This is a genomic window from Flavobacterium sp. (assembly GCF_004295795.1).
In the GTDB taxonomy this organism is placed as follows: domain Bacteria; phylum Bacteroidota; class Bacteroidia; order Flavobacteriales; family Flavobacteriaceae; genus Flavobacterium.
Genome location: NZ_SEBR01000009.1, coordinates 83,132 through 101,586, shown reverse-complemented (window position 1 = coordinate 101,586; position 18,455 = coordinate 83,132). Strand labels below are relative to the sequence as shown.

General features: G+C 46.4%; 9 protein-coding genes. 4 read left to right on the top strand and 5 right to left on the bottom strand.

What is annotated here, in order from left to right:
* Positions 1 to 504: 504 nt before the first annotated feature.
* From EOO49_RS09540 to EOO49_RS09520, 5 genes are all read right to left on the bottom strand, one after another.
* A complete protein-coding gene (locus EOO49_RS09540) occupies positions 505 to 3,426 on the bottom strand; it encodes an AsmA-like C-terminal region-containing protein (protein WP_290845039.1) in 2,922 nt (973 codons plus the stop codon).
* Positions 3,427 to 3,546: 120 nt separating this feature from the next.
* Positions 3,547 to 6,402, bottom strand: a complete 2,856-nt coding sequence (locus tag EOO49_RS09535; RefSeq protein WP_290845036.1) for an alpha-amylase family glycosyl hydrolase — start codon at positions 6,400 to 6,402, stop codon at positions 3,547 to 3,549.
* Between the two features lie 58 nt (positions 6,403 to 6,460).
* Positions 6,461 to 7,540, bottom strand: coding sequence for a SusE domain-containing protein (locus EOO49_RS09530; protein ID WP_290845034.1), 1,080 nt, complete (start codon positions 7,538 to 7,540; stop codon positions 6,461 to 6,463).
* A gap of 18 nt (positions 7,541 to 7,558) precedes the next feature.
* On the bottom strand, positions 7,559 to 9,166 hold the full coding sequence (locus tag EOO49_RS09525; RefSeq protein ID WP_290845032.1) for a RagB/SusD family nutrient uptake outer membrane protein: 1,608 nt from the start codon (positions 9,164 to 9,166) through the stop codon (positions 7,559 to 7,561).
* A gap of 9 nt (positions 9,167 to 9,175) precedes the next feature.
* The gene (locus EOO49_RS09520; RefSeq protein WP_290845030.1) at positions 9,176 to 12,124 is read right to left on the bottom strand and encodes a TonB-dependent receptor; all 2,949 of its coding nucleotides are present in this window, start codon (positions 12,122 to 12,124) and stop codon (positions 9,176 to 9,178) included.
* Between the two features lie 227 nt (positions 12,125 to 12,351).
* On the opposite strand from EOO49_RS09520, the gene EOO49_RS09515 reads away from it, so the two are divergent.
* From EOO49_RS09515 to EOO49_RS09500, 4 genes are all read left to right on the top strand, one after another.
* On the top strand, positions 12,352 to 13,389 hold the full coding sequence (locus EOO49_RS09515) for a LacI family DNA-binding transcriptional regulator (RefSeq protein ID WP_290845028.1): 1,038 nt from the start codon (positions 12,352 to 12,354) through the stop codon (positions 13,387 to 13,389).
* Between the two features lie 344 nt (positions 13,390 to 13,733).
* Complete coding sequence (locus EOO49_RS09510; RefSeq protein WP_290845026.1) at positions 13,734 to 15,248, top strand: MFS transporter; 1,515 nt, start codon at positions 13,734 to 13,736, stop codon at positions 15,246 to 15,248.
* Positions 15,245 to 15,901: a beta-phosphoglucomutase gene (pgmB, locus tag EOO49_RS09505; protein WP_290845024.1), complete on the top strand. Its 657-nt coding sequence runs from the start codon at positions 15,245 to 15,247 to the stop codon at positions 15,899 to 15,901. The genes EOO49_RS09510 and pgmB overlap by 4 nt, the downstream gene beginning before the upstream one ends.
* Before the next feature lie 129 nt (positions 15,902 to 16,030).
* A complete protein-coding gene (locus EOO49_RS09500; protein WP_290845022.1) occupies positions 16,031 to 18,331 on the top strand; it encodes a glycoside hydrolase family 65 protein in 2,301 nt (766 codons plus the stop codon).
* Positions 18,332 to 18,455 lie beyond the last annotated feature (124 nt).

Sequence of the window (18,455 nt, the reverse complement as noted above, 5' to 3'; positions counted from 1 at the left end):
CTGATTTTTATTCGTGCATTCGTGGCCAAAATAATCAAGCCACGAATGTACAAATGCATGACTGATTCAAGTTTCTCTCGCGTCAAATTTCCAAACCTATTTAAACCGCGAATTCGCGAATTTTATTCCGGTTCATCACATGAATTGGCGAATTCGCGGCTACTCTCTATTCGTGTATTCGTGTATTCGTGGCCCAAAATAATTAATTTCCAAACCGATTTTAACCGCGAATTCGCGAATTTGCTTTCGGTTCGTCACATGAATTCGCGGCTGATTTTTATTCGTGCATTCGTGGCCAAAATAATCAAGCTACGAATGCACAAATGCATGACTGATTCAAGTTTCTCTCGCGTCAAATTTCCAAACCTATTTAAACCGCAAATTCGCGAATTTTATTCCGGTTCGCCACATAAATTCCTGAATCTGCGGTTGATCCGACACAAAAAAACCGAAAGCTTTTTTGGTGGCTTTCGGTTTGTTGTCTGTTATTTGCTATCGAAACGACTATTGCTTGTCTTCGGATTTTTTAGCATCGGATTTCTTTTTGTCCTCCTCTTTTTTAGCGTCGGATTTTTTCTCGTCTTTGGACTTTTCCTTTTCGTCGGACGCTTCTTTTTTATCTACCAAAGTCTTGGCCGGCGTCGCATTTCCCTTGGAATCGTCGATGGTTTTGTTTCCTTTGAACGGCGTTTCCTTGACAGCTTCGGTGGTTTTGCTGAACACTTTCACCTTTGGATCTTCGTGTGTTCCGGTGATCGCTATCGGGATTCCGACGAGTCCGAACGGCGGCAAACCAAGTCGCATCCGCAACGCCAATTGTCCGTCGAAGCTCGTTTTTCCCTCGAATCGGAGTCGGAAAACGGCAACTTTCATGCGCGTTCTTTCGACTTCGATTACATTGTTCTTGATGTTGGTTTTAATGTCGACACGCGATAAATCGGGATCGTTGAGTCCGTCAGAGCCGGTTTTGTCAGAAATGCTTCCGAACATCTTGAGCCCGCGGATTTTTATCGCCTTCAAAGTCACCACGCCGCCGCCTTCAAGCGATGGATAAACCGGATTCATGTTGGCATCGAGTTCACCGTTGAGTTTGTAATCGACCGAAATGATTCCTTCGGCTTTTCCCGCAGAAGTCGCCAGTTCCTTGAACATCTCGATTTCGTTGAACGCGCGTTTCACGTCGAAATTGCGCGCCCGGAAACGCAAATCGAAACCGGCTTTTTTGGGTGATGCGTCGTCGTACATTCCGTCGAGATTCAATGTCGCACCAATGATATCGAGTTGCGTGCCTTTGAACAAAACCTGTCCTTTGCTCACGCCGACCGTGCCTTCGATGTTCTCGAGATTGAATTTGTCGTAAGTAACTTTGTTAATGTTCGTCGTAAGGAAAACGTCGAGGTTCGTAGGAACGACAATCACGCCCGAGGCCTGCGGACTTGCCTTTTTCTCGGCTTCGATCTCGGGTTTTTTATCGGTATTCGTTCCAGATTCCAAAGCCATGAATTCGTTTACGTTCACGTATTTCGAATCGAGCTTGAAATCGCCGTGCAATGTGCCGCGTTTCTCGAACAAATAATTGATGGCGTTGATGAGTTTTCCGTTAAGCGCAAAATCAGATTGTCCGTAAGTGGCCAGAAACTTCTTGAAATTCATCTTTTCGCGGTCGAACACAAAACTGCCTTCGCTTATGAAAAACGGTTTCGGAAACGTTTCCATCGACGCTTTTATGTCGCGGATAAGAAGCGTTCCGGAGTTATCGAGTTTCGAGTATTTTCCGGTCGTGGCATAACTTTGTCGGCCTTTCAACCGAACATCCGACTTGATAAAACCAGTTACATCGACGCCTTTTTGCCTGAAAACCTTATAGATTTTCCCGATGTCGATCACGCCCTTCGCCTTCACGTCATAAATCACGTCGTCGAGATTGGAAACGCGGGCGTCAAGATGGAAAGGATTGCCTTCGAACGTGAAATTCGCGGGTTTGATCACCACTGTCGTTCCGTTTAGCGTTCCGTCGTTGTTCAACGCGTTTATGTCGAAATTGATATCGGAAATGGGATTTGGATAATATTCGGTTTTCAACCACGCATTTTGCAACAATACGCGACCTTTCGTTTTCGGGAAAAGACGTTTCGCGGCATTGTAATAGCCGTTCGATTCGACGTTTACATCGAGTTTTCCTTTCATGTCGAGATTGCTCAGACCAAGCGATTTGTCGAGTGCCTCGAGGTCGAGTTTTCCTTTTATATCGGCTTTGACCAACATATTGTCAAGCCCTTTGGTTTCGACGAACGCCTTGAAATATTCCTTTCCGAGCTTGAACCTAAGCGAATTGAGTTTGATCGACAAACTGTCGGTGTTCAACGCCGGAAGCACTGCCGCAAAATCGAGATCGATGTCAGAAGTCGGGAAAGGCGCGTCTTTGTATTCGATATAACCGTCGGTGATTCTCGTGTTGAACGAAAGCGATGGCTGACGCTTCGTGGCGGCGTCGTATCGGCCTTTGAACATCAAAAGCAAATCGATGTCGCCCTTGACTTTCGAACTTTCGAGCCAAGTCACGTATTCAGGCGGAAGCGCCGTGAACAAATCCTTGAGATTGCTTCCCATACTCGAAACGCGCACATCGATCACATAACCGCTTTTGAGAATCGCAAGTTCGCCTTTAAAATCAATCGGAAGTTGGTTGATCTTGAGGTCATTTCTCTGGAAAGCGAATGTCAAGGCATTGGTGTTGATGCGTGTCACGAGTTCGGCACTCACGTTTTTCTTTTGCAGATAAGGTTCGCCGTTGTAGACGAAATCGAAGTTCTTGATGTCGGCATCGGTTTCAAGATCGAAAACGTTCTGGTCGAAATTTCCCTTTCCCAGGTAGTTGAAATCTTGGGCGGAAACCAAAATTCCCGCCGATTGATCGTCATATTTGAGTCGGCAATGCGAAATGTCGATGCGATCCAGACGGAGTGACGTATTTGAAACCGTGTCCAGATCTGGTTCTTTGTCTTCGGACACATAAACGTTGTAATTCGCCTGTCCGGCTTTATTCACCATGACATTCACGACCGAATTGTCGACATAAATCTCGTCAATGCTGATCTGGCTGTCGAAAATGAGTCGCTTGAGGTTGATCCCGAACGAAACTTCATCGGCGGCAAGCAAAGTATCTTTCTCGAACGGAGCCGAACCTTTGAGCGAGAAATCTTCCAAAGTCACGGTCAAAGACGGAAAATGGTTGAAAAACGAAATGTTGGCTTCGGTGAAATTGAGTTCGCCCTTGAGCTTTTTGTTGGCGAAGGCTTTGACCTGATCGGCCAATTGTCCCGGAAACAAAATCGGGATAAGAAACAGCAGCAACAAAATCGATGCGATTCCTATTCCTAGCCATTTCAGGCTTTTGAGTACTATGGTTTTGATTCGCGCGTTCATAGACCAAATATAGCCAAATGTTAAAAAAATCGTTTCGGCTTTTGGTTAGCTTTAAGAAATAAAAAAAGGCCTCTCGCGAAGAAAGGCCTTGAACTTAACTTAAAACTAACTCGAAATTATTTATTGTTTGACCAGTTTCATGGTCTTCTCCCTTTTGTTGGAATCGGTAATTTTTACCAGATAAATTCCTCTGTTCAAATCATTTACCGAGTAAAGGTAACCCATTGCCTGACGTTGGAACGTTTTGACCAATTGGCCTGTGACCGAATAGATCTGCACCAATTCTGCGTCAGCGGTGATTCCGAAAGCGTCGTTTGCCGGATTCGGGAAAAGCACCACATCTTTCAAGGTGTCGAACTCGTCTGTGGCCAAAGTCACGTTTTTGTTTCCGTAAACGCGGAATTGTCCGGCCGGAATCGAGATCGTGGCAGTTGCGTTCGTCACCGAAATCGACGTATTGTCCATCAAGTTATACCAAGTTCCCGTGTATGGAAAACTAGGGTTCACGTTTTGTGCCGCTACCGAAAAGTTGGCCAAAACCACGACGTTCTTCAACTCTGTCGTTGGCAAAGCGTCGTCGTAAATGTAGATTCTTTGGCGGATGTTGTTTCCGTCAGTGCTGATGGCGTAATTACCTTCGAAAACCGGCTCCTGGATCTTGAGTCCGATCATTTTCTTGTAATTGTTGTAGATTGCCGCGCGTTCGGTTATTCCGAGCCAGTTGTTTGTCCATTGTTCCTGGACTTTCGTATCGAGTTTACAGTCGCCTACAATTGTTGCAGATTCGTCGTTTACCGTTCCGTTTCCGCAAAGGTAAATCGAGTCGTCGTAGCCCAATTCGGCGAAATGCCAGATCATTTTCGGACCCGGAACCAAAAGCGAGGTCGCTCCAATCGAAGACATTCTTCCTAGGGAATTGTTCAAATTGCCAAGCGGCGGATTCGATCCTGCGCCGTTTCCGTAAGTCATCGCTCCGTAGATCATGCGCTCTTTGTCGTGGCTTTCCGGATATCCGATAAGGCGTTTGCCCGTGAATCCGTGAGCAGCGTGACCGACTCTGGTAATGTCACCGTCTGTTGGGAAACCTTTCATCAGCTGGCTGTACTGATAGTACATTTCGCCCCACATCATCACACCTTTTGCAGGCGATTCGGTCAGGCGGTAATTTGCCCATTGCTGTTCTTCGGAATCGCTTCCCAAGTGCTCGAAAATCGCGTAGTGCGTAGGATCGAGACTCCAGGAATAGTCGACGTAATCTTTTAGGATGGCAACGCGGTCAGCTTGGTAGGCGTTTGTGCAACTTTCGTCAGCTGCCGTACAGTTTTGCGTGAATCCTTTTGTCAAATCCCAACGGAAACCGTCGATGTGGAATTCCTGGATCCATTGCTTCTGGACGCGTTTCACGTATTCTTTGGTCAAGGCCGATGCGTGGTTGAAGTCACTTCCTACACTGTAAGAATGTCTCGCCACTTCGTTGAAATATGGGTTGTCGGCAGCGGGATCGCCCCAGCCGTCTCCGTCCGGATCTTTCATCCACATACGAACCATCGGGTTTCTTCCGAAGGCGTGGTTCAACGCGACGTCGAGGATTACCGCGATTCCGTTTTGGTGCGCGACGTCTACGAATTCTTTGAGCTTCGCAGCCGATCCGTAGAATTTGTCAAGCGCCATGTGGAAGGACGTGTTGTAACCCCAACTTTCGTTCCCTTCGAATTCCATGACCGGCATAAGCTCGATCGCGTTGATGTTCAGGTTCTTGAAATACTGGATTCTGTCGATGAGATTCTGGTAGCTGCGGTTTGCGTCGAAATCGCGGATCAGGACTTCATAGATCACCAAATCTTCTTTTTTAGGCTTGGTGAAATTGGTGACTTGCCAGTTGTAAGGCGTTTGTCCCGTTTGCAAAACCGTGACGTCGCGATCTTGTCCTGTCGGAAAAACCGGCATGTTCGGATAATTCGCCGCCGGAATGTAAGGATCGTCGTAAGAATTTACAACCAATGTCGAATAAGGATCGGCCGTTTTCACGAATGCCGGAGAGTTCGTCGTTGGCGTGGCATCCACAACCCAATATTGATAGTAAGCATATTGACCCGGGGCCAAATTCGAAAGCTCCAGCCAGAATTTTCCGGTGGAACCGTCTTTTTTCATGGCATAAGCCGATGTCGGATTCCACTGGTTGAAACTTCCTGCTACGTAAACGAAATCTTTGCCCGGAGCCGTGAGTACCAAAGTGGCTTTTGTGGCATCGGATGCGTTGTAATTGATTCCGTCAACCATGCCCGCGGGAACCGAAGCGGTAACTGTTCCGGGATTCACCACCGCAGAAAATCTGCGCGTGTGTGTTGTTCCGCCTTGCGTGATTTGCAATTCGTAGTTTTTGTTCGACGTAATGTTCGTATCGGTATAGGAATAATTCGCGGTTGTAGCCGTGTTGATACTTGTTCCGTTCGCCAACAAAGTATAAGTGGCCGTACCGTTTGTATTGTTCGCCGCGATTGCAAGGCTTCCGCCCGAGTTCACGATCGTGGTGCTGTTCAAGACCGGAGCGGTCAGGGTTGCCTGGAATGCTCCGACGGGAATAAAGAAATCGGAAGTTTGTTGCGCGCCGGTGGCCGATCTGAAAACTACCGAAATTTGAGAAATGGAACTGGATGTGCTCGCCCCGTAATATTGGTACAGGTTTGGCGTAATCTCCAATTTGTAGGTCGTGCCCGACACTAATGTCAAAGCGGGTTGCGTGGTATTGTTGCCCCAACTTCCTATCACGTTTTGCCATGTCGCGCTGTTTACCGTAAGTCCGGTGTGGGCGTAAATGGTTCCCGTGTAAGTTGCCAATCCTGTGCCTGCCTTGTCGAAAAAGATCGTGACCGGCCCATTGGCTTCTGGCGGAGATGGAGTTGTTGTTACCTGGGAAAACGCCGTACTCGTCATCAATCCCATCGCCCAGATAAGTAAATAATAGATTTTCTTCATGTCTGAAAAGTGAAAAAAGGGCTCCGGTTAAAGAGCCCTTTTTGTTAAACTTTAAAAATTAGTTCGCAGTAAGCGAGTAAGTGTAAGCTCTTGGATTGCTCAAGTCTAGCGTGATAAGGTAGTTTCCTGAGGTAGCGACGTCGATGTCCGGACCGTTGAAGCTCAAACCATCTGTTGTTCCTCCAAAGTTCAAAGCCCAATCGTCGTTTGCACGGAACTTGATTTTTTGTCCGCCTGTCAAAGCCAGTGAAATCGTCCATTTTTTAGACGCCGGATCGTAAGTCATATCGTAGTCGTTGATACCGGCTCCAGCGTCAGGCCATCCTGCAGGTGTCGCAGAACCTGTAACCGCCCATGAGGTAGGCTGTACCGAGTAAGTCAATGCATTCGTGTCAGCCTTTACGTAGTAGTAACCTGGAGCAGCAACCGTGATGTTGGATTCTCCGGTTTGTACAAGAGTTCCCGCGAATGATCCGTCATCTCCGTAATCTCCGTCGAAAGACGTGTTTGTAGGAAGGAACTTGAACTCAGGAGTAGCATTTGCCATGTAGACAAATCCTTCAAAGTTTGTTGTTCCATAAGCCGGAGCCGCGATCATTACGCCAGAAGCAGGATCCCAGTCACTTCCGTAGCCGCTTGCGGCCAAGAAGTTTCCAACAACGTACATTTTTGGAGCTTCTGTCGTGTATGGAGAAATGATCATCTCAACTACGTTACTCACGATTTCCTGCTGACCAACGTAAGCTCTTACGCGAACTTCGAAGTTGGCGCTCTCGAAAGGTGTCGCTCCCAAGTTAAGAAGTGCTGTGTTCAACACGTTTGTGGTTGCGGCCAATTGCATGGATCCGTTCGTAGATCCTATGATTTGAGGAGATGCGAAATTATTGCCTGCGAAGTCGATCTGGACATCGTAGCTAGGAATGACGCCTTCCCCGAAATTAGCTGCGCTCCAAACGAAACGCTCTGCCAGCAACTCCATGTTTTCAGGGCTAAGTGTGTAGCTGTTTCCTTCTTCCGGAGCTGTCAGAACCGGAGCATCGAGTGGAGTGACAACTGGTCTGTTTTCAACGTCGTCTTGCGAGCACGATACGGCAAGAACCGCAATCATGGCCACGAAAATATTTTTAATTGTTTTCATCTTGTTAGCTATATTTTATTAATATCCTGGGTTTTGAGTAAGGGTTGGGTTAGCTCCGATCGCGTTAGACGGGATTGGGAAAATCTTGCGGAAACTTGGCGTCGGAGAACCGTTTGGCGTATTTCCTTTCCAAGGCCACAAATAAGAACCTCCCGTAAATTTTCCGAAACGGATCAAATCTGTACGACGGTGACATTCCCAATGCAATTCGCGCGCTCTTTCATCCAAAAGGAAGTTAAGGTCGATTGTTGTAACACTTCCTGAAGCATTTCCGAAAGCACGTGCGCGAACGTTGTTTACATAAGTTACACCTCCGGCAACATCTTGTCCTGTGCGAACTGCGCATTCAGCATACATCAAGTAAGCATCCGCCAGACGGAACATGATGAAATCTGTGTCCGGAAAATCTCCCGCTGCATCAGATCCGGCGTTTCCGCTAATGTCTACGTTTCTCCATTTTTCAATTGCATAACCGTCTGTGAAGTTGGCAATATCATTGATGATAAGCGTTTGTCCTTCTGAATGGAAATTCGAACGGGAATCGTTGTCCGTAAGAGCGTTAGGGAATTTATTGACAAAAGCCGAAGTTGTGCGGACACCGCCCCAGCCTCCATTCACGCCAAATTCAGCAGGCACCATCGATCCTCCGATTGGCGCGTGTACCAAGAAAGTCGTTCCACCATAAGTTTTGGTGTTCAAACCGTCATAGGCCACTGCGAAAATCGTCTCGTTCTGCGCACCGTTGTGGTCGTTGTCTGCCAAGAACAAGTCTTGGTAATTAGCAGCCAAAGTAAAGCCTGCACCAATGATGTTGGTCAAAAGAGGCATTGCTTCAACGTACTTCTCGACACCAATGTATTGTTTGGCGTTCATGTACAATTTCGCTTTCAACATCCATGCTGCCGCTTGGTCTGCACGAGGATATTCGTTTGAACGCGGCGCTTTCAGATCTGAATCGATTGCGGTCAATTCGCTGTCGATGAAGTCATACATCACTTGAGCGGTAACTTGCTCAGGAAGAAAGTATGAAGTTGGATCGTCTTCGGTAACCAAGCCTACGCGACCTCCGAAAAGATCGAGGAAATGCCAGTAGCTCAAGGCTCTCAAGAAACGTGCTTCAGCTCTGTAGGTCTTGATGTCTGCCAACAAAGTAGCGTCGGTAACACCTCTTGCAGCCACTTTCTCATCTGTAGTTTGGCGCAAAAACTCGTTGCAGTTCTTGATTTGGAAGTCAAGACGGGCGAAGGTCGCATTGATGAAACCGTCTGCCGCACCCCAAGTCTGGTAGTGGAAATCTTTGATGGTGTTATCGTTCCATCCGATCACCGCTTCGTCCGTGGTCAGCTCTTGCATTAGCCAATAACCGCGAATGTACTGGCTTGCACCTTCGTCGATTCCGGAAATATCAGGACTTCCGGCAGGTCCTTGCTGACCTGTTGTAGCCAATCCTGCATACAATTTTGCAAGCGTTTGCTTATAGGCCGCCGGATTGCTGTAAAGCTGATCTACCGATGGACTGTCGCTAGTAGCCGGATTCGACTGATCGAGCTCGTCCAAACAGGAAGTCAATGAAAGGGAAAGGGCCAAAACCCCTACTCTCATCAGATTAATACTAATTTTTTTCATAACTTTTTTTTAGAAATTAATGTTCAGACCCAATGTGTAAGTTCTTGGGCGTGGGTAAAGATTGTTGTCTACTCCGTTGGTAACCTCAGGATCAATCCCTTTGTATCCTGTAATCATAAGGACATTCTGGACAGCGCCCGTCAAGCGCATCGTGCTTCCTTTTTCAAATACATCTTTAAAAGTATAGCCTAGCGTCACGTTATCCCATTTCAAGTAAGACGCATCCTGGATGTAGAAATCAGATTGGTACTGTGGTTGTGGGAAATTGGTTGTAGCAGCTTGTGGCATCGCGTTTACGAGGTACAATCCGTTTCCTGGCAGGACCGAAAGGTTACCGCGTTGCGAGTTGATGTTGTCATAGATATAATTTCCAACACTTCCGCGGAAGCTTGAAGAGAACCACCAATTACCGATAGTCACGTCTGTATTGAATCCGTAGAATACATCGGCGGCAGGTTTGTGGAAACGATATCTGTCGTCTCCGTTTACGATTCCGTCTCCATTACGGTCTACGAATTGGTTGTAGATAGGAGCACCGTTAGTGTCGTAAGCCTGTTCCATTACATAGAATGAATAAGGTGCAAATCCAACTTGGTTATTTTGGATAAAAGTCCCTGTACCTCCTGCTACGGCAGTCTGATCGTACCCGTCGAATGACGGAACCGGTGAATTGCTCAAACTCGTGATTTCCGTAGATTGGAAAGTAACGTTACCACCAACTCTCCATGTCACTTTGTCATTGCGGACCGGATAAACGTCCAAAGCGATTTCAAGACCTTTGTTTTCAAGATCTCCGATATTGTAGAATGCAAAGTTCGCAAAGTTTACACCTTGTGGGTTTTGAGCATACTGAATCAAATCTTTGGTCTTTCTTCTGTAAGCATCTACCGTACCTGTCAAGCGATTGTTGAACAATCCGAAGTCTACACCAACGTTGAACGTAGTGGTTTCTTCCCACTTAAGATTCGGGTTGTAAGCCTTCGGGCTATAAGTGTCTACGAAAACAGGGTTACCTGCCGCATCGTAGCCAAGTTGATAAGAAGCTCCTCCAAATGAAGTCGTGTAAAGCGGAACAGACGGATAACGCTCACCTGTATCTTGTTGTCCTGTAATACCGTAGCTGACACGAAGTTTAAGATCGCTGACAACTTTGCTGTCTTTGAGGAAACTCTCGTTGCTCACGCGCCAAGCCGCAGAAGCAGATGGGAAATATCCCCAACGGTTGTCTTCTGTAAAGCGGGATGAAGCATCTGCTCTCATCGACCCATACAATGTATACTTCTCAGCAATCGTAAATTGCGCTCTTCCAAAAAACGATTGAAGGTTCAAACGTGTCGGAATTCCGCTGAATTGAAGGATGTCGTTGGCATCCAAAAATGAGTTTTGCGGATTGTATCTGAAATCCTGATAAGTATAACCTCCGGTTACGTCAAGATTAGTGTTGATGGATTCGAATGTCTTGTTGTAGTTGAAATACAAGTCCATAAGAATGTTCTTGTTCTCCTCGCGGTTTGCGTAATATGTACCTTGCTCTCCGGTAACGACATAATCTTCGTCCGTCGATCCGTAAGTTCTTCCTGTTGCGTAATCGTAACCGGCGTTAGCGACCAATTTCAACTCCTCGAAACCGTGGATTTTGTAGTCGACCTGAACATTTCCGATACTGCGGAACAAGTTTCCGAAGTTGTGCTTCTGTTTCAACATCGAAATCGGGTTGCGGTTCGCGTTAGGTTCGAAAGTTCCGCCCGCCTGCAGCCATTGGAAATAGCCACCGAAGTTGTCGTTTCCTGAGTAGATAGACTGGGTAGGATCAAAACTTACAGCCGCACCGATCGCATCTCTGTTACTGTAATCATTGTGGTTGACCGTCGATTTGTTGTTTACTTCAACGCGCAAATGTTTGTCGAAGAAATTACCGATCACTGCGACACCGATCGTAGAACGCTCGAAATTGTCTTGTCTCAAGATACCGTTCATGTTAGTGTATCCGACAGAGGCGCGATAATTGATCAAATCTGTTCCACCGGAAACCGCCACGTTGTGGTCAGTACCAGTTGCAGTTCTGTAAATTTCTTTTTGCCAATCTGTGTTAGCGTTGCCCAAAAGACCGATTTGGGTAGCCGATCCGTATTGGTTCACGAACGAACGAAATTGGTTGGCTGTCATCACGTTTACATATTCAGAAACTTGGCTCACCTGAAAGTTACCGTTGTAAGTAACCTTCATATCTCCGGCCTTTCCTTTTTTGGTCGTGATGATAATGACACCATTGGAAGCTCTCGACCCATAAATTGCGGTAGCTGCCGCATCTTTAAGGATAGTCATGCTGGCGATATCGTTTTGATTGATCGAAGCCAATGGGTTACGACCTCCAATCGCTCCACCTCCACCAGTTTCGATAGCTACTCCATCGATGATATAAAGTGGATTGTTATTGGCGTTCAATGACGAGCCGCTACGGATGCGCACTGTCGAACCTTCGCCCGGAGCACCGCCGCCTGTAGTTACCTGAACACCAGACACACGTCCTTGGATCAACTGATCGGCAGCGACGATAGGACCTTTTTGGAAATCCTTTTCCGTCACGGTCGTAACAGCGGTCGAAGCGTCCTTTTTCTTAACAGTACCGTACCCGATTTGCACCACTACTTCCTGAAGTTGATTTGCATCTTCTTCCATACTTACGGAAATATCGGCTTGAGAGTTGTAATCGACGACCAAATCCTTAAATCCGATGTAAGAAAAAACGATTTTGTCGCCTTTCTTTACATTATTTAAGGTATAATTACCGTCGAAATCGGTAGAAACACCGTTAGATGTTCCCTGAACTACTACGTTTACTCCGGGCAACGGCTGGCCAGTGGCCTTTTCTTTCACCGTTCCCTTAACGCTTTGGGCAAGTACCCCAAAAGGTAAAAGCAGTAGGAAAATGAACAACTTTTTGTAAATTGTTTTCATACATTTTGTTTGAGTTAAAAAATCTGTTTGTTTAGCTTGTACACTACTTCGAATGTTAAAATTAAGTAAAATCTCATACGATTTCGTAACACCCTACCAGAAAGGTTCGCGCAAACGTTTTCGTGTTGAAAACTTTCCCATAATGACAGCATTGACAAGGCCTTATTGCCATTTTTACAAATACACCAACCCCAATTTCCGAAAATTAAAATTTCTAATTTCTTAACATGAAAAGAAAGATCACCCTTAAACAAATCGCAAAAGAACTGGATGTGTCCATTTCAACGGTCTCGAAATCGCTTCGCGACAGTCCCGAAATTTCCGAAGACACGCGCCTCAAAGTCCAGGCTTTCGCGAAACTCTATAACTACAAACCAAACAACATCGCGTTAAGCCTCAAAAACCGAAAGACCAAAACCCTGGCGATCATAATTCCGGAAATCGTCCACCACTTTTTTGCCACTGTGATCAGTGGAATCGAGCAAGTCGCCAACGAATTCGGGTACAACGTCATCATTTGCCTTTCGGACGAATCGTTCGACAAGGAAGTCATCAACATGGAAATGCTCGCCAACGGATCGATCGACGGTTTCATCATGTCGCTTTCGAAAGAAACCCAATCGAAAGGCGATTTCCACCATATTATAGAGGTGATAAACCAAGGAATGCCCGTCGTCATGTTCGATCGCGTCACAAACGACATCTTGTGCGACAAAGTCATCATCGACGACAGCCGCGCGGCCTACGATTCCACCCAAAGACTGATCGACAATGGCTTCCAGAAAATCGCGCTGATCACGACAGTTGACTATGTGAGCGTAGGAAAACTGAGGACTGACGGCTATTTGAGAGCGCTAAGGACAAATGATGTCGATGTGGACGAAGATCTGATCCTGAGAATCGAGGACATAGACAATTGTGCAGAACCAATCGAGAAATTCATTTCCAAAACCAAGCCCGACGCGGTTTTCGCCGTAAACGAACTGTTTGCCGTGACCGCGATAAAAGGTGCCAAAAAGGTCGGATTGGACGTTCCGAACAACATTTCGGTTATCGGGTTTACTGACGGAATCATCTCGAAATATTCGTCCCCAAGCATCACGACCGTGAGCCAGGACGGAATCGAAATGGGCGGAAAAGCCGCGAAAATGCTCATCGAACGCCTTGAATCCGAAGAAGAAGAAACCGAAGAACACTATAAAACCGAAGTCGTCGAGACGCATTTGGTCGAGCGCGAATCGACGAGAGCATTTAAAAGGATCTAACTTTTTGATTTGCGGATTTTCAGATTTTTGGAAAAACCCGAAGTTTGACCGAAAAACAAAGTCCGATAAAAGACCAGCACCATTATTTAGGGCGGAAGGACAACTCTTTCCGCTTTTTTGTCGGCAAATCCAATTCTGTCCCATCATCTGACGATTTGACGATTCGACAATCCGACATCCAAAGTTTTCAACACGCAAACGTTGTAATAGTGGCTTGTCTTCGTAATTTCCGAATCCGAAAAGATAAAATCTTATATTTGACCCGATTATCAAGCTTGTACATTGCTTCGAAACCAAACAAGTTTGATAAGCCGTGCGCTTATCGTACACCTTAAATTACGATAATGGAAAAGCGTAGATTAAGTTTCTGGGAAATTTGGAACATGAGTTTCGGCTTCCTGGGAATACAATTCGGATTCGCCCTTCAAAATGCCAACACATCGCGCATTTTCGAAACTTTGGGCGCCAAAGTAGATGAAATCCCCATTTTATGGATTGCCGCTCCGGTATCGGGTTTGATCATTCAACCGATTATCGGATATTTCAGCGACCGCACCTGGACAAAGCTCGGGCGTCGCCGACCGTATTTCCTGATCGGGGCGATCTTGTCTTCGATCGCGCTTTTCATCATGCCCAATTCACCGACACTTTGGATCGCCGCCGGAACGCTCTGGATCATGGACGCCTCGATCAACATCTCGATGGAACCATTCCGTGCTTTCGTGGGTGACAATTTGCCCGCAAGTCAGCGCACGCAAGGTTTCGCGATGCAAAGTTTCTTTATCGGAACGGGCGCTGTCGTAGGATCGTTATTGCCGTATTTGTTCGCGAACGTATTTGATATTTCGAACACCGCCGCTCCCGGAATCATTCCGGATTCGGTGAAATGGTCGTTTTACATTGGCGGGATCGTGTTCCTGTTGGCAGTGATTTGGACGGTTTTCAAAACAAAAGAGTACCATCCGGACGAACTTCACGCTTTTGAGGAACAAGAGCGGCTCGCGCTTGGAAATGCCGAGATCGAGGATTATGAAACGGTTGCGAACAGAAGCAAGCAATTTCGCGTTGGCGCTTTGATGACGGGAATTGGCGCTGCCGCAACCACTTACATTTACGAGACGAATCTGACTAAAGAGCTTTACATTCTTTTTGTCGGATTGATCGTTATCGGCACGCTTTTCATGATTACATCGGCCTTGAGAAAAAGACAGGTCAAGAACGGTTTCACGATCATTTTGACCGATATGCTGAACATGCCCACGACGATGAAAAAACTCGCTTTGGTGCAATTTTTCTCTTGGTTCGCGCTTTTCTCGATGTGGATTTACACCACACAAGCCGTCACCGGACACGTTTTTGGCACTTCGGATACAACCTCGAAACTTTACAACGACGCCGCCGACTGGGTTCCGGTTTTGTTTACCGTTTACAATGGCGTCGCGGCTTTGGTAGCTTTCTTGCTTCCGGTTTTGGCCAAGCGCTTCGGTATCAGGATGACACATCTTTTGGCGTTGACTGCCGGCGGAATCGGGCTTATCGCGGTTTATTTCATCAAATCGAAGATGCTGCTGTTGCTTCCTATGGTTGGTGTCGGAATCGCTTGGGCGAGTATTTTGTCCATGCCTTTCGCTTTGCTTTCCGGATCGCTTCCGGCAGCGAAAATGGGCTACTACATGGGCGTTTTCAACTTTTTCGTGGTCATTCCGCAAATCGTTGCCGCGACCATTCTTGGCTTTATCGTAAAACAATTCTTTAACGACGAACCTATTTATGCGTTGATCATCGGCGGAATTTCGATGATCATCTCCGGGTTCTTAACACTCCGTGTCAATGAAGGCACGAAAATTACAGTAGAATGAACAAAAAAGCATTCATATTCGACCTCGACGGCGTAATCGTTGACACGGCCAAATACCATTTCTTGGCGTGGCAGAAAATCGCCGAGCAATTGGGAATCGAATTTACGCCCGAGCACAATGAAAGGCTCAAAGGCGTGAGCCGCGTCCGTTCGCTTGAAATCATCCTCGAGCTCGGAAATGCCGAAGCTTCGCAGCAAGACAAGGACAAATGGCTCAAACAGAAAAACGAGGATTATCTGTCCTACATCAAGAATATGGACAGGAGCGAAATTCTTCCCGGCGTAATGCACGTCCTGAACTATTTGCGTGAAAACGGTCAGCCGATCGCGCTTGGATCAGCGAGCAAGAACGCGAGAATCATCCTTGAAAAAACAGGAATTCTCGATTATTTCGACGTGATCGTAGACGGAAATGACGTGACGAACGCCAAACCGGATCCGGAAGTTTTCGTACGTGCGGCCAATGAACTCAAGATCGCCAACGAAGATTCGATCGTGTTCGAGGATTCGTTCGCCGGAATAGACGCCGCGAACATCGCCGGAATGACATCTGTGGGAATCGGGGAAGAAAAAGTGCTCAACAAAGCGCAGTACATTTTCCCGGATTTCGTGAACATCGACCTGAGTTTCATCGACACGCTAATCAACAAATAGGACCCAAAACCAGAACATATCGGAGTCAGGATTCCGAAAATCATCAATCACAATCATCAGTAAATCGTAACCCGAAAGCGACCATCGGCAACCTCTATCTGACCGCTTTCGATAAAAAAGAAAAGACAAATGCATCAGGATTACATCAAACCAGACAATTGGTCGATCATTGAAGAAGGATTTGAGCGCGACAGGGTAAAATCGTCCGAAAGCCTTTTCAGCATAGGAAACGGAGCGATGGGCCAACGCGCCAATTTCGAGGAAAAATACTCCGGAAAAACATTCCAGGGAAGTTATATTGGCGGCGTTTATTATCCGGACAAGACAAAAGTGGGCTGGTGGAAAAACGGTTATCCGGAATATTTCGCCAAGGTTTTGAACGCTCCCAGTTGGATTGGCATCGACATCGAGATCAACGGTGAGGAATTCGATCTCAACGCTTGCGCGGAAGTGAAGAACTTCAAACGCGAACTCAACATGCAACAAGGTTGGTACAATCGTTCGTTCGAAGCCAAACTGCAGAATGGAACCGAAATCTCGGTGAACGTGAGACGCTTTTTGTGTGCCGATCTCGACGAAGCCGGAATCATAAAATATGACATCACACCTTTGAACAACGATGCTAAAATTGTGTTCAAACCTTATGTGGACGCGGGCGTACACAACGAAGACGCGAACTGGGAAGAGAAATTCTGGGAACCGCTTTCGGTGGAACAAAAAGGCGAAAATGCTTTTGTGACCGCTCGTACTTTCAAGACGCATTTTACTGCGACGACGTTTATGAACAGCGTTGTTTCGGTTGACGGAAAAGCGTCGGGCGAGACGGAAAACGTAGAAAAATCAGACGCTAAAATTCAATTTACCTATACGGTTTCTGCTTCGAAAAATCAGACCGCTTCTATCGAGAAAATCGGTGGTTATGCCGTTTCGACGAATCATGCCGACACTGTCGCCGCCGCTGATTCCGTGATCGCATCGGCGAAAGCCAAAGGTTATTCGGAATTGTTGCTGAACCAAATCGAAGCTTGGGCGAAAGTTTGGGAAATGAGCGACATCACGATCGACGGAGACGTGAAAGCGCAGCAAGGCATCCGATTCAATATTTTCCAGTTGAACCAGACGTATTCTGGCAAAGATTCGCGCCTGAACATTGGCCCGAAAGGCTTTACCGGAGAAAAATACGGCGGATCGACCTATTGGGACACCGAAGCCTATTGCATTCCGTTCTACATGGCGACCAAAGATCAGGAAGTGGCGAAAAATCTATTGGTTTACCGCTACAACCAACTCGACAAAGCCATCGAAAATGCCGCGAAACTTGGGTTCTCGAACGGCGCGGCTTTGTATCCTATGGTGACCATGAACGGCGAAGAGTGCCACAACGAATGGGAAATCACGTTCGAGGAAATCCACCGAAACGGCGCAATTGCTTTTGCGATCTTCAATTATGTTCGTTACACCGGCGATTATTCTTACGTTCCCGAAAAAGGCCTAGAGGTTTTGATTGCCATAGCTAGATTCTGGCAACAACGCGCGACTTGGTCGACTGCGAAAAACCAGTACGTGATTTTGGGCGTAACCGGTCCGAACGAGTACGAAAATAACGTCAACAACAACTTCTACACGAACTATCTGGCCAAATGGTGTATTGATTACACGGTGGAACAATTGGAGAAGGTTTCATCTGAATATACAACTGACTACGATCGAATTTTGGCCAAAGCCGATTTGACTTTGGGAGAAATCTCGAAGTGGAAAGATGTCGCCGATAAGATGTATTTCCCTTATTCTGAAGAACATGAGGTTTATTTGCAGCAGGACGGATTCTTGGACAAGGAATTGGTGAAAGTGCACGATTTGGACAAATCCCAGCGTCCGATCAACCAAAAATGGTCTTGGGATCGCATCCTTCGTTCGCCATACATCAAACAAGCCGATACGCTTCAAGGTTTTTACTTCTTCGAAGATCATTTCTCGACCGAAGAACTGGAGCGCCATTTTGATTTTTACGAGCCTTATACCGTTCATGAAAGTTCACTTTCGCCTTGCGTCCACTCGATTCAGGCGGCGACTTTAGGCAAGATGGAAATGGCTTACACGTTCTACTTGCGAACTTCAAGACTCGATTTGGACGATTACAACAAAGAGGTCGAAGAAGGTTTGCACATCACTTCGATGGCCGGAACCTGGATGAGTATCGTCGAAGGTTTTGGCGGAATGCGCGTCAAGGACAACCAATTGCATTTTTCGCCCAGAATTCCTCAGGAATGGAATGGGTATTCTTTCAAGATCAATTTCCGTGGGCAGGTTTTGAAGGTTTCCGTTCATACTGACAAGACTGATTTTGCTTTGGAAGGCGGCGATGAGATTACCGTTTTCGTCAATGGGCAAAGTGTTACTGTTGAGCCTAATGGGCTTGTAACAGTTTAGTTTTCAATTTTTTGAACCATTAAAGGCATTAAGAACATTAAGTTCATTAAGATTGAAAGCCTTCGTCTTTTAAGATTTTTTACAGATTTTCTGTAATTGCCTTTAATGGTTTATTCTTTTCTTG